Below are 24,168 nucleotides of genomic sequence, written 5' to 3'. Positions count from 1 at the left end.
ATCTAGGCCGCGCGGGCCTCGCACACAAGGCACTTTCGCCGCAATCCTGCCACATTTGCCGCAGTTTCACCGCAAGCCCAGCTGCACGCAGCCCCCTACCCGCGCGCGCCCGCGCCTGCTAGCAGGCTGCCATGGCCGAAAAGCAGCACCTCTATCTCGTCGACGGGTCGTCCTACATCTTCCGGGCCTATCACCGCCTGCCCCCACTGACGAACCCCGAAGGCACGCCGGTGGGCGCGGTCTATGGCTATACCACGATGCTGTGGAAGCTCGCCGCCGATCTCGACGCGGCCGACGGGCCGACGCATCTTGCGGTGATCCTCGATGCCAGCGGGGTGTCTTTCCGCAACGATCTCTACGCGCTCTACAAGGCCAACCGGCCCGAGCCGCCCGAGGATCTCAAGCCGCAATTCCCACTGATCCGAGACGCCACCCGCGCCTTCAGCCTGCCCTGCATCGAGGTCGAGGGGCTCGAGGCCGACGATCTCATCGCCACCTACGCCCGCCGCGCGCAGGAACGGGGGTGGGATGTCACCATCGTCTCTTCCGACAAGGATCTGATGCAATTGATCGGCGAGCGGGACGGTGCCCGCATCGACATGCTCGACACGATGAAGAACCAGCGCATCTGGCTGGCGGAAGTCGAGGAGAAATTCGGCGTCGGCCCCGAGCTGGTGGGCGACGTGCTCGCGCTTATGGGCGACAGCGTGGATAATGTGCCGGGCATTTTCGGGATCGGCCCAAAGACTGCCTCGAAGCTCATCGCCGAGCATGGCTCGCTCACCGCGGCGCTCGATTCGGCGCCCGCGATGAAGCCCTCCAAGCTGCGCGACCGGCTGATCGAGGGGCGCGGCGATGCCGAGCTTTCGAAGGTGCTGGTGACACTGAAGGAGGATTGCGACCTCCCCCAACCGCTCGAGGAAATGGTGCTCGGCCCGATCCCGCCCGATCCGCTTGCGGCCTTCCTCAGCTTCCACGGCTTCACCTCGCTGCTGCGGCGGCTGGATGCGGGGTCGGGGAGCCCTTCGCGCACGACCGACCTGAACCCGCCCAAGCCTTCCACCGCGGGCGCGGCGGCGCCGGTGGCCGGCGAGGGCAACCGCCAGCCGCTCCCCGAAATGCCGCCGGTCGATCACGCCGCCTATGAGACGGTGCAGACCTTGGAGCGCCTCGAAGCATGGGTCACCCGCGCCCGCGCCGCGCAGGTCGTGGCGGTCGATACCGAGACCTCCTCGCTGGACGCGATGCGCGCCGATCTGGTCGGGGTGAGCCTCGCCTTGGGGCCCAATGATGCCTGCTACATTCCTCTGGGCCATGGGGGGACGGACATGTTCGCCCAGAAGCCCGAGCAGGTGCCGCTCGCCGAGGCCATCGCTCTGCTGAAGCCGCTGCTCGAGGACGAGGCGGTTCTGAAGATCTTCCAGAACGGCAAGTATGACCTCAACGTGCTCGCGCGGCAGGGGATCGCAGTCAGCCCGATCGACGACACGATGGTGATCAGCTTCGATCTCGACGCGGGGCGCGGCGAGGACGGCATCGGTGGCGGCCACGGGATGGACGAATTGAGCCAGCGCCACCTCGGCCACACCCCGATCCCGTTCAAGGACCTGTGCGGCACCGGAAAGAAGGCGATCAGCTTTGCCGAAGTGCCGCTCGACCGCGCCACCGCCTATGCCGCCGAGGATGCCGACATCACCTGGCGGCTCCACGCGCACCTCAAGCCACGCCTCGCAGTGGAGGGGGGTAGCCGCGTTTACGAACGCGTCGACCGCCCGCTGATCGCGGTGGTCGCAGGGATGGAGCGCGAAGGCATCCGCGTCGACCGCGCGCGGCTGGCGCGGCTCTCGGAGGAATTCGCCATCGAGATCGGGCGGCTGGAGGGCGAGATTCACGCTCTTGCGGGCCAGGAATTCACCGTCGGCAGCCCCAAGCAGCTGGGCGAGATCCTGTTCGACAAGCTGGGCTACAAGGGCGGCAAGAAGGGCAAGACCGGGCAATATTCGACCGATGTCTCGGTGCTGGAAAAGCTCGCGGTGGAAGGTGCGCCGATTGCCCGCAAGGTGCTGGAGTGGCGGCAGCTCGCCAAATTGAAGTCGACCTATACCGATGCGCTGCAGGCGGCAATCAACCCCGATACCGGGCGGGTGCACACCAGCTATTCACTGGTGGGCGCGCAGACCGGGCGATTGAGTTCGACCGACCCGAACTTGCAGAACATACCGATCCGCACCGCGATCGGCCGCCAGATCCGCGAGGCCTTCGTGCCCGAGCCCGGCAATGTGCTGCTCGCCGCGGACTACTCCCAGATCGAACTGCGCCTTGCCGCGCACATGGCCGATGTCGCCAGCCTCAAGGAGGCCTTCGCGCAAGGCGAGGACATCCACGCCCGCACCGCCCGCGAGATGTTCGGCGAGGTCACCCGCGACACCCGCGCGCGGGCTAAAACCATAAATTTCGCAATACTTTACGGGATCTCGCGCTGGGGGCTGGCGGGGCGGTTGGAGGTCTCCGCGGAAGAAGCGCAAGGCATGATCGACACCTACTTCCTGCGCTTCCCCGGCATCCAGCGCTATATCCACGAGACCTTGGAGAGCGTCCGCGCGCGCGGCTATTCGGAGACGCTGTTCGGCCGTAAGACGTGGTTCCCGCGGATCAATTCCAAGAACCAGGCCGAGCGGCAGGGGTCAGAGCGCGCCGCGATCAACGCGCCGATCCAGGGCACCAGCGCCGACATCATCAAGCGCGCGATGGCGCGGATGCTTCCCGCACTGGTTGACGCAGGGTTGCACGACGTACGCATGCTGTTGCAGGTGCATGACGAGCTGGTGTTCGAACTGCCCGAAGCCCGCGTCGAGGCCGCCACCCCGATCATCCGGCAGGTGATGGCCGAGGCGGCGCTGCCTGCGGTCGCGCTCAGCGTGCCGCTAGGGGTCGATATCGGCACCGGACTGAGCTGGGACGCGGCACACTAGTCTGCGCCCCGCTCAATGTTTCACGTGAAACATTTGGCGAACATCAATCGTGCTTCTTCTCCCGCGTCGGGGTCAGCATGTCGGGCGACAGGAACCCGATCGGCTGCACGGCCGCCGCGCGCTTCTTCAGCTCGCCGCGCATCTTGAGGTATTCGTCCTCCATCTCGGGCGTCACCGTGGCACGCGAGTCCTTGAGCGCGGCGGCGAAGTCGCTGGCAGCGACCACGCTGACTTCGCTCCCCACGCGGCGCAGCGCGGCAAGGCCGGCGCGGCGGACGAGGTCTTCGAGGTCGGCGCCGGTGAAACGCTCGGTCTCGGCCGCGAGGCTCGCCAGATCGACATCGTCGGCGAGCGGCATCTTGGCGGTGTGAATGCCGAGAATATGTTGGCGTCCGGCCTTGTCGGGGGTGCCCACGTAAACCAGCTCGTCGAAGCGGCCCGGGCGCAGCAGCGCGGGATCGACCAGCGTCGGGCGGTTGGTCGCGCCGATGACGACCACCGATTGCAGTTCTTCCAGCCCGTCCATCTCGGCGAGGATGGTGTTGACCACGCGGCCCGTCACCTGCGGCTCGCCCTGACTTGACCCGCGCGCAGGGACGAGGCTGTCGATTTCGTCGATGAACACCACGCAAGGCGCGACCGCACGTGCGCGGGCGAAGAGCTTGGCGATCTGCTGCTCGCTCTCGCCGTACCACTTGGAGAGCAAGTCACTGGATTTCATGGAAATGAAGTTCGCCTCGGCCTCCTTGGCGACCGCCTTGGCGAGCAGGGTCTTGCCGGTGCCGGGCGGGCCATAGAGCAGGAAGCCCTTGGCCGGGCGGATCCCGAGGCGGCGGAAGGCGTCGGGGTTTTTCAGAGGAAGTTCAATGCCTTCCTTCAGCTTCTCGGTCGCTTCGCCCATGCCGCCGATGTCGTCCCAGCCGACATTGGGCACCTGCACCATCACCTCGCGCATCGCGCTCGGCTGGACGCGTTTCAACGCGCTGAGGAAATCGTCGCGGGTGACGCACAGGTCTTCGAGCACCTCGGGGGGCACGGTGCGCTCGTCGAGGTCGAGGCGCGGCATGATCCGGCGCACCGCCTCGATCGCGGCCTCGCGCGCCAGGGCGGCGATGTCCGCGCCGACGAAGCCGTGGGTGACGCGGGCGAGCTCGTCGAGGTCGACTTCGCTCTCCAGCGGCATGCCGCGGGTGTGGATGCCGATGATCTCGCGCCGCCCGCGCTGGTCGGGGACGCCGATCACGATCTCGCGGTCGAAGCGGCCCGGACGGCGCAATGCTTCGTCGATGGCATCGGGACGGTTGGTGGCGGCGATGACAACGAGGTTGGCACGCTTCTCCAGCCCGTCCATTAGCGTGAGCAGCTGAGCGACGAGGCGCTTTTCCGCCTCGCCCGGCACCTGGGTGCGCTTGGGGGCGATGGAGTCGATCTCGTCGATGAAGATGATCGCAGGCGCGGCGCGGGTCGCTTCCTCGAACACTTCGCGCAGGCGCTTTTCGGATTCGCCATAGCCCGAGCCCATGATTTCCGGGCCGTTGATGGTGAAGAACTCGGCGTCGGATTCATTCGCCACGGCCTGGGCCAGCCGCGTCTTGCCGGTGCCCGGCGGGCCGTGGAGCAGCACGCCCTTGGGTGGTTCCACGCCGAGGCGGATGAACAGCTCGGGGTAGCGCAGCGGCAGCTCGACCATCTCGCGCAGCGCGCGGATGGTTTCCTCCATCCCGCCGACATCGTCGTAGTTGACGACGGCCCGCCCATCGCGCGGCTCCTCGAACTCGGCGCGCAGTTCCACCTCGGTGTTCTCGTCGATATGGACGAGGCCCTTGGGGCTGGTCGAGGCGACGGTGAGGCGGATCTGGGTCAGCGCATAGGCGGGCGCGCGCAGCAGTTGGCGCACATCGGCGGGCATGTTCTGGACGGGCTGCTGGCCGGTGGTGGCGACGAGGTCTCCGGCGACCAGAGGGCGGCGGAAGAAGTTGCGCTTCAAGGCCTGCGTCGGCCCCTGCAGCCGCATCTCGCGCTGGGCGGGGGCGAAGACCACGCGGGTGGCGGGGCGCGATTCGCCGCGCGCGATCTCGACATGCTCGCCCGACCCGCCTTGGGCATTCGCGCGCTGGAGCCCGTCCAATCGCACCACGTCGAGCGCGTCATCTTCCGGGTAGGCGGCCATGGCGATCGCGGCGGTGACGCGCTTGCCGCGAATCTCGACCACGTCGCCCTCGGTGATTCCGAGCTTCTGGAAGGCAGAGCGCGGCATGCGCGCGATCCCGGCCCCCGATTCCTCCTGCCGCGCGGGCGCGACCTGGAGCCGGACGGTGCGGGCGGGTGCGGCGGTTTCGGCGTCGGCCATCGGGAGGAGTTCCTGTCCAAACGGGTGTAGCTGCCAAGCTAGGAACGGGGGCAGATGAATGCAATCTGCGACAGGTTGTGCGGAGGCGGGGGTACGATAGCGCTACCTTCTCCCGGTGCGCTCCTGCTGCCGGGTCTGAGCCGGGCAAGAAAATAGCCGGGCGCGTTCCTTCTGCGGAGTTTGTGCCGGGCAAGAAAAAAGCCCGGCACTGGGTGCCGGGCTTGGAAAGTTTGGGAGAGGATGCCTGAAAGGCACCTTCCAAATGCCGCAGATGAGCCGATTGTGCAAGTGCGAAAGACGCGTATCAAATTGCAAAGAACGCAACTCATGGCCGATCTGGTGCAGAATTGTGCGCAAACTTGCAGAATTCTGCCCAAAATCGCGGCAGTCGCTCAAAACGTGGGCAGAAAACCGCTTTGCGACCGTATTGCGTCGCAACATGAAAGTCGATTCGACTTCGACTCGCGCGAGGCGTGACAGAGCCCCGCGAACGCTCTAATCAACTTCCCGATCCCGCTATCAGGGATCGCCCTTGGGCGACACCACGAGAGACAGGCAGGCTGCGATGACCAAGCTCTATCCCGACGCCGCCAGCGCGCTCGCCGGCGTGCTGCGCGATGACATGCTGATCGCCGCCGGGGGGTTCGGCCTGTGCGGCCTGCCCGAGCGGCTGCTCGACGCGATTCGCGACAGCGGCGTCACCGGCCTGACCTTCGCCAGCAACAATGCCGGGATCGACAACGAGGGTATCGGCAAGCTGCTGCGCACGCGGCAGGTGAAGAAGATGATCAGCTCCTATGTCGGAGAGAACAAGGAGTTCGAGCGGCAATATCTGGCGGGCGAGCTTGAGGTCGAGTTCTGCCCGCAAGGCACGCTCGCCGAACGGATGCGGGCAGGGGGCGCGGGCATCCCCGGCTTCTACACCCGCACCGGCGTCGGCACCGAGGTCGCCAAGGGCAAGGAGCACAAGGACTTTCCCGACCGTGACGGGGTGATGCAGACCTACATCCTCGAACACGGGATCTTCGCCGACCTCGCAATCGTCAAGGCATGGAAGGCCGACGAGACCGGGAACCTGATCTTCCGCAAGACCGCGCGCAATTTCAACCTGCCGGCCGCGACCTGCGGGAAGATCTGCGTCGCCGAGGTCGAGGAAGTGGTGCCTGCGGGCGCGCTCGACCCCGACCAGATCCACCTTGCGGGCGTATTTGTGAACAGGCTTGTTCTAGGCAGCCCCTACGACAAGAAGATTGAATTCCGGACCGTGCGGGAGAGGGAGACGGCGTGATGGACAAGAGGCTGGCGGCGCTGCCGCTGCTGCTGCTGGCGGGTACGGCGCTGCCGGGTTGCGTGGCGGCGGTGATCCCGGCGATTGCGGGTTCGACAATGATCGGCTCGCGGGTGCTGAAGGACGACGAAAAGAAGGACGAGGCGGCTCCGGACGCGGCGGCTGCGGAGGCTGCGGAAGCGCCCGTGGCAGCGGCAAGCCCGGTGCCAAGCGTCACTGTAACGCCCGCCGCGCCGGTTTCCGAGATGCCGGTTCCGGTGGCCATGGCAGCCCCCGTTCCCGCCCCGGCAGCGGCCCCGGCCCCTGTGCCGACGCCGACGCCGACGCCAATTCCGGCCCCGGCCCCGGCCCCTGTCAAGGTTGCGGCACCCTTACCGACTCCGACACCTGCGCCCGCCCCGGCCCCCGTCCGTCCCGCGCCCACTCCGGCTCCGGCCCCTGCCGTGGTCGCGGCGCCCCGTCCTGCCCAGACGCCTGCCCCGACGCCTGCGCCCGCGCCCGCGCCCGCACTCCCGCGTGTTGCGGCGAACGTGCCGACCCCCGCCCCCGCTCCGGCCGTTGCTCCTGTGGCGTCCGCGTCCGCGGCGACGGCGCTCGGGCCGCTGACCGCCTATCCCGATCCCGCGCGCCCGATTCCCGAGGGGCAGACCAACTTCGCACGCTTCGTGCGCTATGGTCAGGCCTCTGCCCGTCAGGCTGCGCAAGGGGCTGAGCTGCCCTCGGCGATCCTCAGCGATCCGATCGCGCTCGACGGCAAGCGCCGTCGATGCTCGGTGGGCGAGGCGCTGGTGGCGGTGATCGATCTCGATCCGGCAGGCGGCGCCTTTGTGCCTCCCGCAAGCCCCGCGCGGCAACCCGGCCTTGCGCTCGGCCTTGCGGTGCTGCGCGAGGCAGGGGTGGAGATCGCCTGGCTTTCGGACCTCTCGACCACCCAGTCGGGCGCGCTTCGCACCGCGCTCGAGCAATCGGGGCTCGACCCGCGCGGGCAGGACATCATCTCGCTGCGCCGCGACGAGGGCGATGCTAAGGACCAGCGCCGCGCCAACCTCGCCGGGATCGCCTGCGTCGTCGCCATCGCCGGGGACGAGCGCAAGGATTTCGACACGCGTTTCAAATACCTGCGCAATGCCGAGGCGGGCGCGGGGATCGAGCCGCTGATCGGCGACGGCTGGTTCCTGATCGAACCGCTGCTGGGCCAGTAGGGATACGCGTCCAACATGAGCGAGCCGGTGCCGCTGGCCAAGCGCCAGATCCATGTCGAAGGCTATGACTTCCTCGACCGCTCGGTCGAAGTCGCGCGGCTGTGGGTCCAGAACGGCGGGCCCGCCACTTGCATCATCGACCCGGGGCTGCTGCGCGAACCGGAACTGTTCGGGATGCTGATGGTCGACACCGTCCGCCATGCCGCGCGTGCCTATGCCCAGCGCTACGGCATGACCGAAGACGCCGCGCTGACCCGGATCTGGGCCGGCCTTGAAGCGGAACGCGACCGGCACACCAGTCCGATCAAAACGATCCAGAACCACGGGAAGCTCGACTCATGAATACTGCCCCCACCCTTCCTGCCGGCTGGACCCGTGACCAGATGGCCGCCCGCGCCGCGCGCGAATTGAAGGACGGTTATTACGTCAACCTCGGCATCGGAATCCCGACGCTGGTGGCGAACCACATTCCCGAAGGCATGCTGGTCACGCTCCAGAGCGAGAACGGGATGCTCGGCATCGGGCCGTTTCCCTATGACGACGAGGTCGACGCGGACCTCATCAACGCCGGCAAGCAGACCATCTCGGAGCTGCCGCACTCGGCCTATTTCGATTCGGCGACCAGCTTCGCGATGATCCGCGGCGGGCATATCGACCTCACCGTGCTGGGCGCGATGGAGGTCAGCCAGGATGGCGACATCGCCAACTGGATGATCCCGGGCAAGATGATCAAGGGCATGGGCGGGGCGATGGACCTCGTCGCCGGGGTCAAGAAGATCATCGTCGTGATGGACCACACCGCCAAGGACGGGACGCCGAAGTTCATCCCGGCCTGCACCCTGCCGCTGACGGGCGCGGGCGTGGTCGACATGGTGATCACCAACCTCGCGGTGTTCCAGCGACCGGGGAAGGGCGAGCCTTTCCGCCTGATCGAGATGGCCCCTGGCGTGACCGAGGCCGATATCGCGGCGACCACCACCGCGCATTACGTCGCCTGATGAAGCGCAAGCTCACGATCGGCGGCCTCGCTTTGGCCGCGGCGGTGGGAGGCGTGCTGGCCTTCACCTCGCCGCCGCGCTTACTGTCCTGGTATGACCGGTTGACGGGCGGCACCTCTGGCGCGCGGCTGGTGGCCGAGGGCGCCGCTTTCGGTTCCCGCGGGCAGAGCCTCGACATCTGGAAGCCCGAAACCGCAGGTGAAGGCCCGCTCCCGGTCGTTATCTTCTGGTACGGCGGCGGCTGGGCCAAGGGCGACCGCACTTCCTATGCCTTCGCCGGGCGGGCGCTGGCGCGCGAGGGGTTCCTTGTCGTCATCCCCGACTACCGCAAGGTGCCGGACGTCCTCTTCCCCGCCTTCGTCGATGACGCCGCCGAGGCGGCGGCGTGGGTGCAGGGCAACATCGCGCAGCACGGCGGTGACCGCGAGCGGATCGCCTTCATGGGCCACTCGGCGGGGGCCTATCAGGCGGTGATGCTCGCGCTCGACGCCAAGCGGCTGACCGCGGCGGGGGCCGATCCGGCGAATGTGAAGGCCGTCGTCGGCCTGTCCGGGCCTTACGACTTCCACCCCTTCACCTCCGAACGGTCGATCGCCGCCTTCTCGCAATGGCCGCGCCCTGCGGAGACCCAGCCGATCACTTTCGCCCGCGCCGATGCCCCGCCGCTGCTGCTGGTGACGTCCGAGGGCGATGAGACTGTTCGCCCGAAGAACGCCAACAATCTCGGCGCGAAGCTGCGCGGGCTGGGCGCGCCGGTCGAGGTGAAGAACTACGGCCCGCTGAACCACGAGGAAGTGGTGATGGCGCTCTCGGTGCCGTTCCGCAGCAAGGGCCCGGTGCTGGCGGACAGCGTTGCCTTTCTGCGCAGGCATCTGGGCGAATGACCATGTGGCTGCCCGAGCCTCGCAACCCCAACGCGCCGCTGGCGGGCCTCAAGGTGCTGGAACTCGCCCGCGTGCTGGCGGGCCCGTTCTGCGGACAGATCCTCGCGGACTTGGGCGCCGACGTCATCAAGGTCGAAAGCCCCGAGGGCGACGGCACCCGGTTGTGGGGCCCGCCCTGGGTCGAGCGCACCGATGCCAGCGGCAAGGTCCACCGCGAGGCGGCCTATTACCACGCCTGCAACCGGGGCAAGCGCGGCATCATCGCCGACTTCTCCAACGCCGATGATCTGGCGCGGGTGAAGGACCTGTGCGGCGAGGCCGACGTCCTTATCGAGAACTTCAAGACCGGCAGCCTTGCCAAGTTCGGCCTCGACTACCCCAGCCTTGCCGCGGCCAAACCCGGCCTCGTCTACTGCTCGATCACCGGATTCGGCCAGACCGGGCCGAGGGCGCATGAGGCGGGTTACGACTTCGTCGCGCAAGGGATGAGCGGCCTCATGTCGCTGACCGGAGAGCCCGAGGGCCACCCGGTCAAGATGGGCATCTCGATCAGCGACCTTGCGACCGGCGTGTGGGCGGCGAACGGCGTGCAGGCCGCGCTGCTGATGCGGGCGCGGACAGGGCGGGGCCAGCAGGTCGACATGAGCCTGCTCGACTGCTCGGTCGGCCTCCTCGCCAACCAGGCGACCTACCTCTTCACCACCGGCGAGAACCCGCCGCGCATGGGCAACGCCCACGCGCAGGTCGCGCCCTACGGGGTGTTCGCGGTGGAGGACGGTCACGTCATCCTCGCCCCGGCGAACGACGGTCTGTTCCACAAGCTGATGGCGGTGCTGGGGCTCGAGCACCTTGCGAGCGACCCGCGCTTTGTCACCAACGGCGACCGCACCGCCAACGCAGAGGCGCTCGATGCCGCAATCGCAGCCGCCACGGCGGGGTGGAGCAAGCAGGGGCTGCTCGATGCCTGCCATGCGGCAGGGGTGCCCGCCGGGCCGATCAACCGGCTGGACGAGGTCTTCGCCGATCCGCAGGTGATCGCACGGGGCATGCGCGTCGAGCTTGGCGGGATGGCGGGGGTGCGCAGCCCGTTCACCTTCTCCGATGCCGAACTCGCGCTCGATTGCCCCTCGCCGCTTCACGGCCAGGACAATTAGGCGAGCACGGCTAGGACAGCGTCCGCGCCGCCCTGCGCCACAGCCGCTCGAAGGGCCCCTGTCCGGCTTTCGCCACCCACACGGGCGACCACGCCAGCATCGCCGCGACCGGCACGCACCCGATCGCGAAAGCCTGCCAGCGGCTGACCTCGCCGAACAGGCCGAGGCCCCAGCTGGCGAAGACGCCCGCGAGGATCACGCTCGTCAGCAGATAATTGGTGAGCGACAACCGTCCTGTCGCTGCAAGCCTTGCCGTCACCGCGCCGCTCCCGCCGAGGAAGGCCATCGCCAGCGCCGCATAACTCACCGCCAGCGCCATGTCGAAGGGGGCGGAGAGCAGCAGCGCCACCGGGCCGACCAGCGCGGCGGGAAAGCCGGTGCTCACCAGCCATCCGGCCAGCACCAGCAGCCCCGGCAGCGCCACCAGCGCGCCCAGCCCGGCCACGCGCTGGAGCCGGAAGGTGCGCCACTCGCCCTTGAGCATCCCTCCGCGCCACAGCCCCATCCCGAGCGCAATCGCGGAAAGGTTCAAGGGCAGCGCCGCCACCAGCGCGGTCATCTGCGCCGGGATGCCGAGCGTGCGGCGCACCACCCGCTCGCCTAAGACCTCGCGCCCCTGTTCGAGCAGCGCGGCGATCACCGCCGGATCGCGCCCGAACTGGCGCTCGGCCCACAGCAGCAAGTCGGAGCCTTGGCGATCCTGCACCCAAGCGGCGAGCGAGGGCCCGAGCAGCGCCATGCCGAGGAAGACGTGAACGCACAGCAGCCCGAGCGACACCGTCACCAGCGCGCGCGCATTGAGCCCCGCAAGCAGCGGCAGGGCAAGGCCCGCCAGCGCATAGGCGCGCAGCACGTCGTTGCTGGCGAGGAGGATCGCGTGGACGAGGCCGATCGCGAACAGCACGAACATGCGGGCATAATGCGCACGCCATGGATGCGCGCCGCTCCGCTCGATCAGGATCAGGCACCCCGCGCCGAACAGCATCGCGAAGAGCGTGCGGAACTTGTCCTCGATGAAGACGAAGCTTGCCAGCCACACCCAGTAATCGGCCGGGCCGACGCCGCCGAAGCTCAGGGGGTTGTAATAGGCCGGACCGGGCAGGGCGAAGGCCAGCACGTTCATGCCGACGATGCCGATCACCGCAATCCCGCGCAGCGCGTCGAGCGCGAGGATGCGTTCCGCAGCAGGTGAGGGTGCCGTCACGGACAGCACCCTACCGCAAAATCAGCCGAGAATAGCCTTCAGATCGTCGACCAGATCAAGACGCTCCCACGGGAAGAAGTCGCCTTCCGCGGTGCGGCCGAAGTGGCCGTAGGCGGCGGTCGGCTGATAGATCGGCTTGTTCAGGCCAAGGTGCGTGCGAATCGCGCGCGGGGTCAGCCCGCCGAGCTTGGCGATGCCGAGGATTGCCTGTTCGATCTTGTCGTCGCCGACAGTGCCCGTGTCGTGGGTATCGACATACAGCGAGAGCGGCTTCGACACGCCGATCGCATAGGCGATCTGGATGGTGCAGCGCGTGGCGAGGCCCGCGGCGACCACGTTCTTGGCGAGGTAGCGGGTGATGTAGGCCGCCGAACGGTCAACCTTGGTCGGATCCTTGCCGCTGAACGCGCCGCCGCCGTGGGGCGAGGCGCCGCCATAGGTGTCGACGATGATCTTGCGGCCGGTAAGGCCCGCGTCGCCATCGGGGCCGCCGATTTCGAAGCTGCCGGTCGGGTTGATGAAGTATTCGGTCTCGCGGAGAAGAACCGGCGGGATCACGTCGGCGATTACGCCCCGCACATAGGTTTCGAGTTCCGCCTGCTTGGCCGGATCGTTCTCGTCATAGCCCGGCGCGTGCTGGGTCGAGACGACCACCGCGGTCGCGGCGACGGGCAGCGAGCCTTCGTAGCGCAGGGTCACCTGGCTCTTGGCGTCGGGCTCGAGGAAGGGCGCGGCGCCCGAGTGGCGGTCGGCGGCCATGCGCTCGAGGATCTTGTGGCTGTAATAGAGCGTCGCGGGCATCAGGCCCGGGGTCTCGTCGGTGGCGTAGCCGAACATGATGCCCTGGTCGCCCGCGCCTTCATCCTTGTTCTCGCCCGCGTCCACGCCTTGCGCGATGTGCGCCGACTGGCCGTGCAGGCGGTTGATGAACTCGAACTTCTCCCAGTGGAAGCCGTCCTGCTCGTAGCCGATGCGCTTCACGGTTTCGCGGACGGTCTTCTCGATCTCTTCCTGCGCGCCCGGGGCCCATTCGTCGTTCTCGAACACGCCCTTGCAGCGGATTTCGCCCGCCAGCACCACCAGCTGGGTGGTGGTCAGGGTTTCGCAGGCGATGCGTGCTTCGGGGTCCTTGGAGAGGAACAGGTCGACGATGGCGTCGGAAATCTGGTCCGAAACCTTGTCGGGGTGGCCTTCGGAAACGCTTTCGGAGGTGAAAAGATAGTCGTTGCGCATGATGTCCCCCGGGGGCTGGAATGGGCGGTTCTGGGCGGAACAGGGTGCCTTATAGAGATATAAGGAAACCTTTATGTCCCGCCTGTCTGGGCAAGGCCCTAGCCGCGCGCGCGAGCAAGCGCAAGCACTCTCGGTACGCCGAGGCCAAGCGCGAGAAACAGCGCCGCCCAGGCAAGGGTCAAGGCGTGGCCCCACTGGCCGAACAGCGTCGGCGGATTGGCGGCGGGGACGAAGCCTTCCAGCTTGTCGGCCTTGCCCATGCCGATAGCCCCTCGCAGCACGCCATCGGCGTCGATCACCGCGCTGATCCCGGTGGTGGTCGAGCGCAGCACCGGCAGCCCCTCCTCGATCGCCCGCATCCGCGCCTGCGCAAGATGCTGCGGCGGGCCCCACCAGCCGAACCAGCCGTCGTTCGAGGGATTGAAGATGTAGTCGGGGCGATTCGTCTTGTCGGCGACATGGCCCGAGAAGACGATCTCGTAGCAGATCATCACCCCCGCCTTGCCATATTGCTCAAGCTCCAATGTGCGCGGCCCCGGGCCGGGGAGGTAGTCGATGCTCCCCGCCACCAGCCGCGACAGGCCGAGCGGTTCGAGAATGGCGCGCATCGGCAGATATTCGCCATAGGGCACGAGGTGCGCCTTGTCGTAGCCGGCGCGAATCCGGCCCGACCCGTCCAGCGCCATCACCGAGTTGCGCGCGCTCACCGCGCCAGGGCGGCCATCGGGCATGCGGCCGATATTGAGATTGATCACGCCGGTCAGCAGCGTGGACTGCGGGCCGATCACCGCGCCGATCCGGCGGCGGGCGTAGTCGGGATCGCCATTGGCGGTCATGGCGTAGTAGTAGCGCTCGGGATAGCCGTCCTCGAGATAGTCGGGGACGCCGCTCTCGGGCCATAGCACGATGCGGGGCTGGCCGTCGCCCTTGCCGGTGAGCTTGGCAAGACGGGCGAAATGCTCCTCGAACTTGGCGGGATCGTTGATCTCGGACTGCGGGATATAGGGCTGGACGAGGGTGTAGCCGAGGTCGGAATCGGGGCCCGGCAACACCGGCACGTGCATCGCATAGGCAATCCCGGCGAGCGGCACGATCACGCCCGGGCTCCGCCGCCCGGCAAGGTTGGCAAGCAAGCCTGTCGCCAGAACGAGAGCGAGGCCGGACAGGGCGTAAGTTCCCATCCATGGCAAAAACGTCGCCACGCCGCGCGCGTGCCAGTCACCGACGAGCATCAGCCCGAGCGGCGGCCAGGGATAGCCGGTGAACACCCAGCCCCTCAGCCACTCGGTGACGATCCACGTGCCCGCCAGCACCAGCCCGAAGGCCCACACCGGCCGGTTGCGCGCCAGAAGATGCGCGGCGAGCGCCGCCAGTGCGGGGTAGATTGCGAGGTAGATGCACAGCAGCGGCACCGCCAGCCATCCGAGAAACTCGGGCATCTTGGCCTGATGGGTGAAGGCGGTCGCGATCCAGTTATTGGCGAGCGTCAGATGTGCCCAGCCGAAGCACCACCCCCACCACAGGGCGCGGCGCCAATTATCGGCGGAGTGGATCAGCCACACCAACCCCGCCAGCGCGGCGAGGCCCAGCGGCCAGACGTGGAGCGGCGGGTAGGCGAGAGCCGCGATCAGCCCCAGCGCAATCGCGGCCAGCGCCGGGCGACGCTGCGCCAGCGCGGGGACCGCTGCCAGCCGCTCCCGCATGACGCTTACTCGACGGTTTCGAGCGCGCCGCTGTCGCCGCTATTGTCTGGCCCGCTGTCGTCACCGCGGATCGAGGGCGGGAGGATCGAGCTGTCGATGCCCAGATGTTCGCCGCCATCGGCGCTCTTGCGCGGCTTGCGGGCACGCACGGGCTTGTCGGCGCGGTCTGCGGGGGCGGGGCGTTCTGCGGCCGGACGCTCGCTGCGTTCGGGGCGCTCGGCACGCTTCTCGCCGCGCTCCGGACGGTTGCCGTCGCGCTCGCCGCTCTTGGGCTTGCGCTGCTGCTGCTGGCGACGCTGGCCGCGCGGGCGGTCCCCGCCGCGATCCTCGCTGCGGTCGTTCTGGCGCTCATCGTCCTGACGGTCATCGGAAAGGAAGCTTTCACCCTCCTGCCCCGGCTCGCCTTCGCTCAGATCGGTGTTGCCGATATTGTCGGGCTGTTCGTAGGCAGAGCGCGTTGGCGCCTCGCTGCGGCGGCCGAAATCGAAATCGTCCTCGCCGTATTCCTCGTTCTGATCGCGCTCTTCATTGCGCCGGCCGGCGCCGTTTCCGCCGCGCTGCTCGTCCAGGCGGGCCTTGTTATCGGCGATCACGCGGAAATAGTGGTCCGCGAACTGGAGGTAATACTCCATCTGCACGCGGTCGCCATTGTGGTGGGCGTCCTGCGCGAGCTTCTTGTACTTGTCGAGCATCTGCGGCGCATTGCCGCGCGCCCGGCTGTCGATGCGGTTCAGTTGAGCGCCGCCTCCGCCCTGATTGCGGTTGCCGCGTCCACGACGACGGTTATTCCGGTTGTTGTTATTCAAGGAAAACGTTCCTTAACAGCGACCTGCCGCGAAAACATTGGTCATACGCGCGGTCAACAGACCCCTTGCCCAAGCGTCACGCCGGATCATGCCGAAGCGTGCCGCGTGCTCCGCGCTGCGTGCTGCCGGGGGCGAGCCCTCACGGCGGTGTCAGCTGAGTTCAGGAGCTTGGCCCAGCGGTTTGCGCCCTTCGCAATCCATCCGGCCTTGGCAAGACGTAGCGATGCGAAAGGGGTTTGCCAAGCCCCGCCCGCGTAATTCTGTCACGTCAGCAGCAATGCGCGGGCGCGGCCTGCCAGATCGCGGCGCAGCGCCACGCGGAATCCCGCAGCTGCCGCGAGGGCCCCAACGCTTTGCGCCTGATTCGCCCCGATTTCCAGCACCGCCAGCCCGCCGCAGTTCATCAGCGCGCGCAATTGCGGGATCAGCACGCGGTAATCGTCGAGCCCCCCGGGCCCGGCGAACAATGCGCTGGCGGGCTCGAAATCGGCCACTTGCCGGTCGAGCGCGGCGCTATCTTCCACATAGGGCGGGTTGCACAACACGAGGTCGAAAGTGCCAAGGCCCTCGGCCCAGCCGCTAGCGTGCCAATCGCGCGTCAGGAACCGCGCCTGCCGGCGCAGCCCCAGCGCCTCGGCATTGCGCTGCGCCACCGCCACGGCGTCCGCCGAGCGGTCGATTCCCACCCCTTGGCTCTCGCCGCAATGAGCCAGCACCGCCAGCAGCAGCGCGCCCGATCCCGTGCCGAGATCGACGACGCGCACCGCATCGGGCCGTTCGGCCAGCGCCGCCTCGACCAACGTCTCGCTGTCGCCGCGCGGGATCAGGGTGGCGGGGGTGACGATCAAGGTCAGCCCATAGAAGTCCTGCCGCCCAGTGATGTAGGCGACGGGCTCATGGCCTGCGCGGCGCTCGACCAGCGCGGGGAAGCCCGGCGGGGCGGGGTCGCGCATGTGGCGCAGAAGCAATTCCGAGCGCGTGGCTCCGAACAGGTGCGCCATCAGCAATTCCGCATCGAGACGCGCGGTGTCGCTGACCGACCCGAGCGCCTCGGCGGCGGCGCGGATCGCCTCGCCTGCGGTCATGCCGCCCCCGGTCACTCGGCGAGCGCCGCCAGCCGCTTGCCCTCGTCCTCGGCGATCAGCGCATCGACCAGCTCGCCCAGCCCCGGCCCGGCGAGCACTTCCTCGAGCTTGTGCAGCGTCAGCCCGATGCGATGATCGGTCACGCGCCCTTGCGGGAAGTTGTAGGTGCGGATGCGTTCGGAGCGGTCCCCGCTGCCGACCATGGCCTTCCTCGCCTCGGCCTCGGCGCCCTGCGTGGCCTCGCGCTGGGCGTCATACAGGCGCGTGCGCAGCACTTGCATCGCCTTTTCCTTGTTCTTGTGCTGGCTGCGGCCGTCCTGACAGGTGACGACCGTGCCGGTCGGCAAGTGGGTGATGCGCACTGCCGAATCGGTGGTGTTGACGTGCTGCCCGCCTGCGCCGCTCGCGCGATAAACGTCGATCTTGAGGTCTTTCTCCTCGATCGAAACATCCACCTCGTCCGGCTCGGGCAGCACCGCCACGGTCGCCGCCGAGGTGTGGATCCGTCCGCCGCTCTCGGTCACGGGGACGCGCTGGACGCGGTGGACGCCGCTCTCGAACTTCAGCTTGGCGAAGACGCCGGTGCCGGTGACGTTGGCGATCACTTCCTTGAACCCGCCGATGTCGGAGGCGGCGATGCTGACGGCTTCGACCTTCCACCCCTGTTCGGCGGCGTATTTCTCGTACATCCGGTAGAGATCGGCGGCGAATAGCGCGGCTTCGTCGCCCCCCGTGCCGGCGCGGATTTCGAGCATCGCAGGCTTTGCATCCGCAGAATCGCGCGGCAGCAGCGCGACGGCAAGGCGGCGTTCGAGATCGGGGAGGGTGGCCTTGAGCGCGGCAAGCTCCTCCTCGGCCATGGCCTTCATCTCGGGGTCGGCGAGCATGTCGGCAAGCCCCGTCATCTCCTCACGCGCGGATTTCACCTCGGCGGCGATCTTGGCGACGGGTTCGAGTTCGGCGTAGTCGCGGCTGGCGCGCACGAAGGCCTCGCCCTCGAGCGTTCCGCTCGCCATGCGCGCTTCCAGCTCCGCAAAGCGGTGCGCGATCTGGTCAAGGCGTTCGGGGGGGATGGTCATCGACGAGCTAGCAAGTCAATCGACTTGTTGTCCGCAACGTCCGACCAAGCCAAGGTTTGCCGAACGAAATAACTGTCGTTCAATATCTTGAAGAGCCATGCACCGAAAGTTCCTCCCACGCCTTTCTTAGTCTGGAGGTTTGCCAGTGTCCCTGCCTCTACCATGGCGTTGAGGGTGATAATCGCCATAGGTTCAGCCTTAACGGCCTTATCGAACCTTTTCTTTCGGGAGCCGCTACCGAAAATCTCGACGGAATATGCCTTGGGCCCAACCTCGGAAGAGTATGTCGATCTTAGCTCGCGAGCAAGGTAGTTCGCCTCGTTGATGAGCTCGTCATCCTCGACAACAATCGCGCAATTTAGAATGTCTTTAGGTGCTTTGTCCCCCACCAGCATCGCCAGCCGCTCGATCCCCGCAGCCCAGCCGACCGCAGGCGTCGGCGCGCCGCCGAGGCTTTCCATCAGCCCGTCATAGCGCCCGCCGCCCAGCACCGTACTCTGGCTCCCCAAAGCCGCTGCCGAGGCGCTGCCCTCGTCGGGGATGAATTCGAACGCCGTGTGGCGGTAGTAATCGAGTCCCCGGACAAGGCTCTCCGCGCGCACCCACTTCACGCCTGCCGCATCGAGCCCGCTGGTGACGGCGGCGAAGAAGGCCGAAGCCTCCTCCGACAGAAACGCGTCGATCTTCGGCGCATCGGCGAGGAACGGCTTGTCGCGTGGGTCCTTCGAATCGAGGATGCGCAGCGGGTTCTTCTCCAGCCGCTCCTGCGATTCCTCGGAGAGCTGGCCTTCGACCTCGCGGAAATAGGCGATCAGCGCCGCCCGCCACGCCTCGCGGCTCGCCGCATCGCCCAAAGTGTTGAGGTGCAGGGTGACATCCTCAATGCCCAGCTCCTTCAAAAGCTGATCCGCCATCGCCAACAGTTCGACATCCGCCTGCGGTTCGCCCGCACCGATCACTTCCGCATCAATCTGGTGGAACTGGCGGTAGCGGCCCTTCTGCGGGCGCTCGTAGCGGAACAGCGGGCCGTGGGTCGCCACCTTCAGCGGCGCAAATTGCTGCCAGCCGTTGGTGAGGAAGGCGCGCGCGATGCCGGCGGTGAATTCGGGGCGCAGGGTCAGGCTCTCGCCGCCGCGATCGTCGAAGGAATACATCTCCTTCGACACCACATCGGTGGTCTCGCCGAGGCTGCGCGCGAACACCTCGGTCTTCTCGAACACCGGCATTTCCACGCGGCGGAAGCGGTAGAGGCGGCGCACCCGCTCGAAGGTTTCGACCACGAAGGCGAATGCCTCGGCATCCTTGCCGAAGATGTCCTGGGTGCCGCGGATGGCCTGGGGTGTCTTCTTGCTCATGGGGGCGCGGATTAGGCCCACACAGGCCCTTTCGCAATCCTGCGCCAGTGATTAAGGGGAGCGCGTCGCGATCAACCTCTCCGCCGCAAGCGAACACGCGCGGCGCCCAGCCAGAAGAGCAAATCCATGCGCATCGACAAGATTCCCACCGGCGTGAACCCCCCCGACGATCTCAACGTGATCATCGAAGTGCCCACCGGGGGCGAGCCGGTGAAGTATGAATTCGACAAGGAAAGCGGCGCGCTGTTCGTCGACCGCATTCTCCACACGCCGATGCGCTATCCGGCGAATTACGGCTTCGTGCCGCACACCCTCTCGCCCGATGGCGACCCGCTCGACGCGCTGGTGATCTCGCGCTCGCCCTTCATTCCGGGCTGCGTGGTGCGCGCTCGCCCGATCGGCGTGCTCAACCTGGAAGACGAGCAGGGCGGGGACGAGAAGCTGATCTGCGTGCCGGTCAACGAGACCTTCCCGTATTACGCGGACGTGATCGAGACGAGCGATCTGCCGAACATCATCTTCCAGCAGATCGAGCACTTCTTCACCCACTACAAGGATCTGGAAGCCGAGAAGTGGGTGCGCGTCGGCAAGTGGGGCAACGCCGCCGAGGCGCGGCAGATCACCATCGAGGCGATCGAGCGGTATCAGGGGGCATAGTTAGCGCAGCCGCCTCCGCGGGGTTTTTGTGTTCCGCAGCCCCTCCGGGCTGCGAAATCCTCGCTCGCACGCCCTGCGGGCGCGTCGCTGCTAACAGCGCAGCTCGATGATATTGGCGCTGGTTCGGTCCGCCAGCGGACGGGCCACAAGGCCGAAGGGCCGCCCGCAGCGGGTCCGCATCGAAGCGGAGGACGTCTAGCGAGGACGTGCCCGCGGAGGCGGGCACGCAATCAAAAGACGCTCAACAGCATCTTGAAGATCAGCGCCAGCCCGAAGGGCAGGCCGATCGCCATCGCCCACAGCGCGGTCACATCGCGGCGGAACTCGCCCGCAAGCGCCGGGTCGGCAGCCTCGGCGTCGGACAGCACCGCCCAGCGCTTCTCGAACCAGCGGCACACCGGGATGATCCCGGCGACCAGCACGATCAGCGCCAGATAGGGCAGTGCGGTCGAGGAGCCCTCGGCCAGCGCCTTGACGGTCACGAAAATCTGCAAGCCGGTATAGGCGAGCAGGCCATAGGCGACATGATCGCTCATCGCCTTGCGCCAGTCGCGCGGGCGGACTGCGGATAGTGCTTTGCCGTGGCTGCGCTCTTCAACTTTCACCATGTGTGCCGCTCCCCAACGGTTTGACGTGACTGACGCAGTATCGCAAAGCTGTCCCGAAGTTGCAATAAGCCCTGCGCCGACGCAGGATTGTTGCGAGCCGCGCAAGAGGTGCGGGGCAAGCCGCTCTAATCGCGGGAGGGTTCCGCTGCCTGAGACCTGATTGCCGCGGCACTAAGCAAAAATCCTGCCAAACGCACTGCGCCACTTTCCTCACCCCGCCATGGTGCTAAAGACTCGGGGCATATGAGCACGACCACCCTCTCCGACGCCCCGGACGATGCCGCCCCGATCCAGCCGCTCGGCAGCGGGCTCGAGGTGATCTCGATCGCCAAGAGCTACGACAAGCGCGCGGTGCTGACCGATATTTCGCTCAACGTCGCCAAGGGCGAGGTGCTCGGCCTGCTCGGGCCCAACGGGGCGGGCAAGACCACCTGCTTCTATTCGATCATGGGGCTGGTGAAGCCGGATTCGGGCCGGATCCTGATGGACGGCGAGGATGTCACCAAGCTGCCGATGTATCGCCGCGCGATCCTCGGGCTCGGCTACTTGCCGCAGGAAACCAGCATCTTTCGCGGCATGACCGTGGAGCAGAACATCGCCTGCGTGCTCGAACTGGTCGAGCCCGACAAGGCGACCCGCGCCAGCGAACTGGAGCGCCTGCTCGACGAATTCGGCCTCGCGCGCCTACGCGAAAGCCCCGCCATGGCGCTGTCGGGCGGGGAGCGCCGGCGCTGCGAGATTGCCCGCGCGCTGGCGGCCAAGCCTTCGATCATGCTGCTCGATGAACCCTTCGCCGGGATCGACCCGCTCTCGATCAGCGACATCCGCGAGCTGGTGCGCGATCTGAAATCGCGCGGCATCGGCGTGCTGATCACCGACCACAACGTGCGCGAGACGCTCGACATCGTCGACCGCGCCTGCATCATCTATGGCGGGCAGGTGCTGTTCGCCGGCTCGCCGCAGGAGCTCGTCGCCGATGAGAACGTGCGGCGGCTCTATCTCGGTGAGAGCTTCACGCTCTAGCGAGCAAGCGATGGCACTAGGCCCCCGCCTCGATATCCGGCAGACGCAATCGCTGGTGATGACGCCGCAATTGCAGCAGGCGATCAAGCTGCTGGCGGCCTCCAATCTCGAGATCGAGACCTTCATTTCCGAAGCGCTCGAGGCCAACCCGCTGCTCGATACGGGCGGGCCTGCCGAGCCCGGAGAGCCCGAGCGGATTGAGATCGTCGCGCCTGCAGGCGAGGGGGCGACCGCCGACCAGCTGATGCTCGCCGGCGGGGGTGAGGGCGATGCGCCGCTCGATCTCGGTTCGGTCGACCGCGACTTCGACACCGGCGACGGGGCAGGCCCCTCAATGCGCGATGCCGAATGGGGCGCAGCCTCGGCGTCCGGCGGCGACTTCGACGACATGCCCGACTGGGAGCAGCTGCGCGCCGCCGACGTCACCCTCGCCGAGCATCTCGAAGCCCAGATCGGCGCCGTTGCCAGTGATCCGCAGACCGCCTTCATCGCGCGCCACATCATCGGGCTGCTCGACGAGGCGGGCTATCTTACCGTCCCGCTGGAAGAAGTCGCCGACGACCTCGGGGTCGATATCTTCGATGCCAAGGCGGGGCTGCGGCTGGTGCAGTCGCTCGACCCCTCGGGTGTCGGCGCGCGCAATCTGGCCGAATGCATAGCGATCCAGGCGCGCGAGGCCGACCGCTACGACCCCTGCATGAAAGCCCTGATCGACAATCTCGAGTCAGTAGCGCGCGGGGAGGTCGAGCGATTGAAGCGACTGTGCCGCGTCGATGACGAGGATTTCGCCGACATGCTGCGCGAGCTGCGCAGCTACAACCCGCGCCCCGGCCTCGCCTTCGCCTCGGCCGACACCGGAACCGTCGTCCCCGACATCCTGCTGACCGCCAATGCGGCCGGCGGCTGGGACATCGCGATCAACGAGGAGACGCTGCCCAAGCTGATCGTCAACCGCGGCTATTATCTCGAACTCAACGCGGGCGCGACCAACAAGGAATCGCAAGGCTGGCTGAAGGAGAAGCTGGCCGACGCGCACTGGCTGATCCGCGCGCTCGACCAGCGCCAGAAGACGATCCTCAAGACCGCCGCGGAAATCGTGAAGCAGCAGGACGGCTTCTTCCGCCGCGGCGTGTCCGAACTGCGCCCGCTCACCCTTCGCGAGGTGGCCGAGCAGATCGGGATGCACGAAAGCACCGTCAGCCGCGTCACCAGCAACAAATACCTGTGGTGCGAGCGCGGGACGTTCGAATTGAAGTATTTCTTCACCAGCGGGGTGGCCTCTGCGGACGGCGAAGGCGCATCGAGCGCCGCGATCAAGGCGCGCATCAAGGCGCTGATCGACGCCGAGACCGCGAAGAACATCCTCTCCGACCAGCAGCTTGCCGAAATGCTCCAGAAGGAAGGCTTCGATCTGGCCCGACGCACCGTGGCCAAATATCGCGAGGCGATCGGTCTGGGTTCCAGCGCCGAGCGGCGGCGGGCCAGGAAGCTTGCCGGGGCCTCTTAGCATTTTCCCTCAGGCGACGGTCCAATCCTGAACGCCTAGCCTGCCTTCGACATCGCGCCCGTCCGGGGTGTGACTCGAAAGACTCACTCCAAAAAGTTAACGCCCTAAACTTCTTATTAACCTTTTTTGGTGAGAAGTGGCGTGGTTAACAGGCGACAACCTCTCCTAAGCAGGGGTTACCAGGGGTAAGACAGGGGTACAGCAATGCGCGTTCTGCTCATCGAAGATGAACCGACCACCGCCAAGGCGATCGAGCTGATGCTCACCACCGAAGGCTTCAATGTCTATTCGACCGACCTCGGCGAAGAGGGTTTGGACCTCGGTAAGCTGTATGATTACGACATCATCCTGCTCGACCTGAACTTGCCCGACATGCATGGCTACGACGTGCTCAAGAAGCTGCGCGTCGCCAAGGTGCAGACCCCGGTGCTGATCCTTTCGGGCATCTCGGAAATGGATTCGAAGATCCGCAGCTTCGGCTTCGGCGCCGACGATTACGTCACCAAGCCCTTCCATCGCGAAGAACTGGTCGCCCGCATCTATGCCGTGGTGCGCCGTTCGAAGGGCCATTCGCAGTCGGTCATCCGCACCGGCAAGCTCGCCGTGAACCTCGACGCCAAGACGGTCGAAGTCGATGGCGCCCGCGTGCACCTCACCGGCAAGGAATATGCGATGCTGGAGCTGCTCAGCTTGCGCAAGGGCACGACTCTGACCAAGGAAATGTTCCTCAACCACCTCTATGGCGGGATGGACGAGCCCGAGCTCAAGATCATCGACGTGTTCATCTGCAAGCTGCGCAAGAAGCTCTCGCTGGCCTGCGGCGGGGACAACTACATCGAGACCGTGTGGGGCCGCGGCTACGTGCTGCGCGACAGCGAGACCGAGGTCGAAGCGGCGTAATCGGTTTTTCGAGGGCCCATCCGGGCCCTCGTCCTCGGCGCTGTTTCGATCCCTGCGGGATCGAGCGCCTGCGGCTCGGCCGCGTGGCCTCGCGGTCCTTCGGGCCGGATCGCCGTTTTGGAGGGGATGTGGACGCCCGGGGTGGTCATGCCCCGGGCGT

The 24,168-nt window shown here is 67.0% G+C and carries 20 protein-coding genes; 11 read left to right on the top strand and 9 right to left on the bottom strand.

Translation table 11 applies throughout. The features are described from left to right. Positions 1–131 precede the first annotated feature (131 nt). Entirely contained in the window at positions 132–2,972 is a 2,841-nt protein-coding gene (gene polA, locus NBV68_RS00455; RefSeq protein WP_296306358.1) for a DNA polymerase I, read from the top strand. Between the two features lie 43 nt (positions 2,973–3,015). Here the strand turns inward: polA and NBV68_RS00450 are convergent, their stop codons facing one another. Beyond that, on the bottom strand, positions 3,016–5,322 hold the full coding sequence (locus tag NBV68_RS00450; protein ID WP_296306356.1) for a CDC48 family AAA ATPase: 2,307 nt from the start codon (positions 5,320–5,322) through the stop codon (positions 3,016–3,018). A gap of 565 nt (positions 5,323–5,887) precedes the next feature. Between NBV68_RS00450 and NBV68_RS00445 the strand changes: the two genes are divergently transcribed. The 6 genes from NBV68_RS00445 to NBV68_RS00420 are packed head-to-tail and all read left to right on the top strand — an operon-like array spanning position 5,888 to position 10,848. Beyond that, positions 5,888–6,610 carry a CoA transferase subunit A gene (locus tag NBV68_RS00445; protein ID WP_296306355.1) on the top strand — a complete coding sequence of 241 codons (723 nt, stop codon included), beginning with the start codon at positions 5,888–5,890 and terminating at the stop codon, positions 6,608–6,610. Next, positions 6,610–7,812 carry a hypothetical protein gene (locus tag NBV68_RS00440; RefSeq protein ID WP_296306354.1) on the top strand — a complete coding sequence of 401 codons (1,203 nt, stop codon included), beginning with the start codon at positions 6,610–6,612 and terminating at the stop codon, positions 7,810–7,812. Before NBV68_RS00445 ends, NBV68_RS00440 begins: the two co-directional genes overlap by 1 nt. Before the next feature lie 15 nt (positions 7,813–7,827). Then, positions 7,828–8,154 carry a DUF5076 domain-containing protein gene (locus NBV68_RS00435; RefSeq protein ID WP_296306352.1) on the top strand — a complete coding sequence of 109 codons (327 nt, stop codon included), beginning with the start codon at positions 7,828–7,830 and terminating at the stop codon, positions 8,152–8,154. Further along, on the top strand, positions 8,151–8,810 hold the full coding sequence (locus NBV68_RS00430) for a 3-oxoacid CoA-transferase subunit B (protein WP_296306350.1): 660 nt from the start codon (positions 8,151–8,153) through the stop codon (positions 8,808–8,810). Before NBV68_RS00435 ends, NBV68_RS00430 begins: the two co-directional genes overlap by 4 nt. Continuing rightward, on the top strand, positions 8,810–9,694 hold the full coding sequence (locus tag NBV68_RS00425) for an alpha/beta hydrolase (RefSeq protein WP_296306347.1): 885 nt from the start codon (positions 8,810–8,812) through the stop codon (positions 9,692–9,694). Before NBV68_RS00430 ends, NBV68_RS00425 begins: the two co-directional genes overlap by 1 nt. A gap of 2 nt (positions 9,695–9,696) precedes the next feature. Then, positions 9,697–10,848, top strand: a complete 1,152-nt coding sequence (locus tag NBV68_RS00420; RefSeq protein WP_296306399.1) for a CaiB/BaiF CoA-transferase family protein — start codon at positions 9,697–9,699, stop codon at positions 10,846–10,848. 10 nt (positions 10,849–10,858) lie between these two features. On the opposite strand, the gene NBV68_RS00415 is transcribed toward NBV68_RS00420, so the two are convergent. From NBV68_RS00415 to hisS, 7 genes are all read right to left on the bottom strand, one after another. Beyond that, the gene (locus NBV68_RS00415; protein ID WP_296306346.1) at positions 10,859–12,052 is read right to left on the bottom strand and encodes a DUF418 domain-containing protein; all 1,194 of its coding nucleotides are present in this window, start codon (positions 12,050–12,052) and stop codon (positions 10,859–10,861) included. A gap of 21 nt (positions 12,053–12,073) precedes the next feature. Next, complete coding sequence (metK, locus tag NBV68_RS00410; RefSeq protein ID WP_296306344.1) at positions 12,074–13,285, bottom strand: methionine adenosyltransferase; 1,212 nt, start codon at positions 13,283–13,285, stop codon at positions 12,074–12,076. Positions 13,286–13,383: 98 nt separating this feature from the next. Then, positions 13,384–14,988 (bottom strand): apolipoprotein N-acyltransferase, encoded by a 1,605-nt coding sequence (lnt, locus tag NBV68_RS00405; RefSeq protein ID WP_296306342.1) that lies wholly within the window; start codon positions 14,986–14,988, stop codon positions 13,384–13,386. A gap of 5 nt (positions 14,989–14,993) precedes the next feature. Further along, complete coding sequence (locus tag NBV68_RS00400) at positions 14,994–15,794, bottom strand: DUF4167 domain-containing protein (RefSeq protein ID WP_296306341.1); 801 nt, start codon at positions 15,792–15,794, stop codon at positions 14,994–14,996. Between the two features lie 263 nt (positions 15,795–16,057). Continuing rightward, positions 16,058–16,879 carry a peptide chain release factor N(5)-glutamine methyltransferase gene (gene prmC / locus NBV68_RS00395; RefSeq protein ID WP_296306398.1) on the bottom strand — a complete coding sequence of 274 codons (822 nt, stop codon included), beginning with the start codon at positions 16,877–16,879 and terminating at the stop codon, positions 16,058–16,060. Positions 16,880–16,890: 11 nt separating this feature from the next. After that, positions 16,891–17,958, bottom strand: a complete 1,068-nt coding sequence (gene prfA / locus NBV68_RS00390) for a peptide chain release factor 1 (RefSeq protein WP_296306339.1) — start codon at positions 17,956–17,958, stop codon at positions 16,891–16,893. Then, positions 17,955–19,313, bottom strand: a complete 1,359-nt coding sequence (hisS, locus tag NBV68_RS00385) for a histidine--tRNA ligase (protein ID WP_296306337.1) — start codon at positions 19,311–19,313, stop codon at positions 17,955–17,957. Before hisS ends, prfA begins: the two co-directional genes overlap by 4 nt. A 126-nt stretch (positions 19,314–19,439) precedes the next feature. On the opposite strand from hisS, the gene ppa reads away from it, so the two are divergent. After that, positions 19,440–19,970 (top strand): inorganic diphosphatase, encoded by a 531-nt coding sequence (gene ppa, locus NBV68_RS00380; protein WP_073974905.1) that lies wholly within the window; start codon positions 19,440–19,442, stop codon positions 19,968–19,970. A gap of 230 nt (positions 19,971–20,200) precedes the next feature. Here the strand turns inward: ppa and NBV68_RS00375 are convergent, their stop codons facing one another. Beyond that, complete coding sequence (locus NBV68_RS00375) at positions 20,201–20,578, bottom strand: hypothetical protein (protein ID WP_296306335.1); 378 nt, start codon at positions 20,576–20,578, stop codon at positions 20,201–20,203. A gap of 243 nt (positions 20,579–20,821) precedes the next feature. Here NBV68_RS00375 and lptB point away from each other — a divergent pair, with 243 nt between their 5' ends. From lptB to ctrA, 3 genes are all read left to right on the top strand, one after another. Next, positions 20,822–21,601 (top strand): LPS export ABC transporter ATP-binding protein, encoded by a 780-nt coding sequence (gene lptB / locus NBV68_RS00370; RefSeq protein WP_296306334.1) that lies wholly within the window; start codon positions 20,822–20,824, stop codon positions 21,599–21,601. A 10-nt stretch (positions 21,602–21,611) separates the two neighbouring features. Further along, positions 21,612–23,108 (top strand): RNA polymerase factor sigma-54, encoded by a 1,497-nt coding sequence (rpoN, locus tag NBV68_RS00365; RefSeq protein WP_296306332.1) that lies wholly within the window; start codon positions 21,612–21,614, stop codon positions 23,106–23,108. A 204-nt stretch (positions 23,109–23,312) separates the two neighbouring features. Further along, positions 23,313–24,008, top strand: coding sequence for a response regulator transcription factor CtrA (gene ctrA, locus NBV68_RS00360; protein WP_017665026.1), 696 nt, complete (start codon positions 23,313–23,315; stop codon positions 24,006–24,008). Positions 24,009–24,168: the final 160 nt, after the last annotated feature.

Source organism: Erythrobacter sp., from assembly GCF_023653175.1.
Taxonomy (GTDB): Bacteria; Pseudomonadota; Alphaproteobacteria; order Sphingomonadales; family Sphingomonadaceae; genus Erythrobacter.
This window is presented reverse-complemented; position numbering and strand designations above follow the sequence as displayed.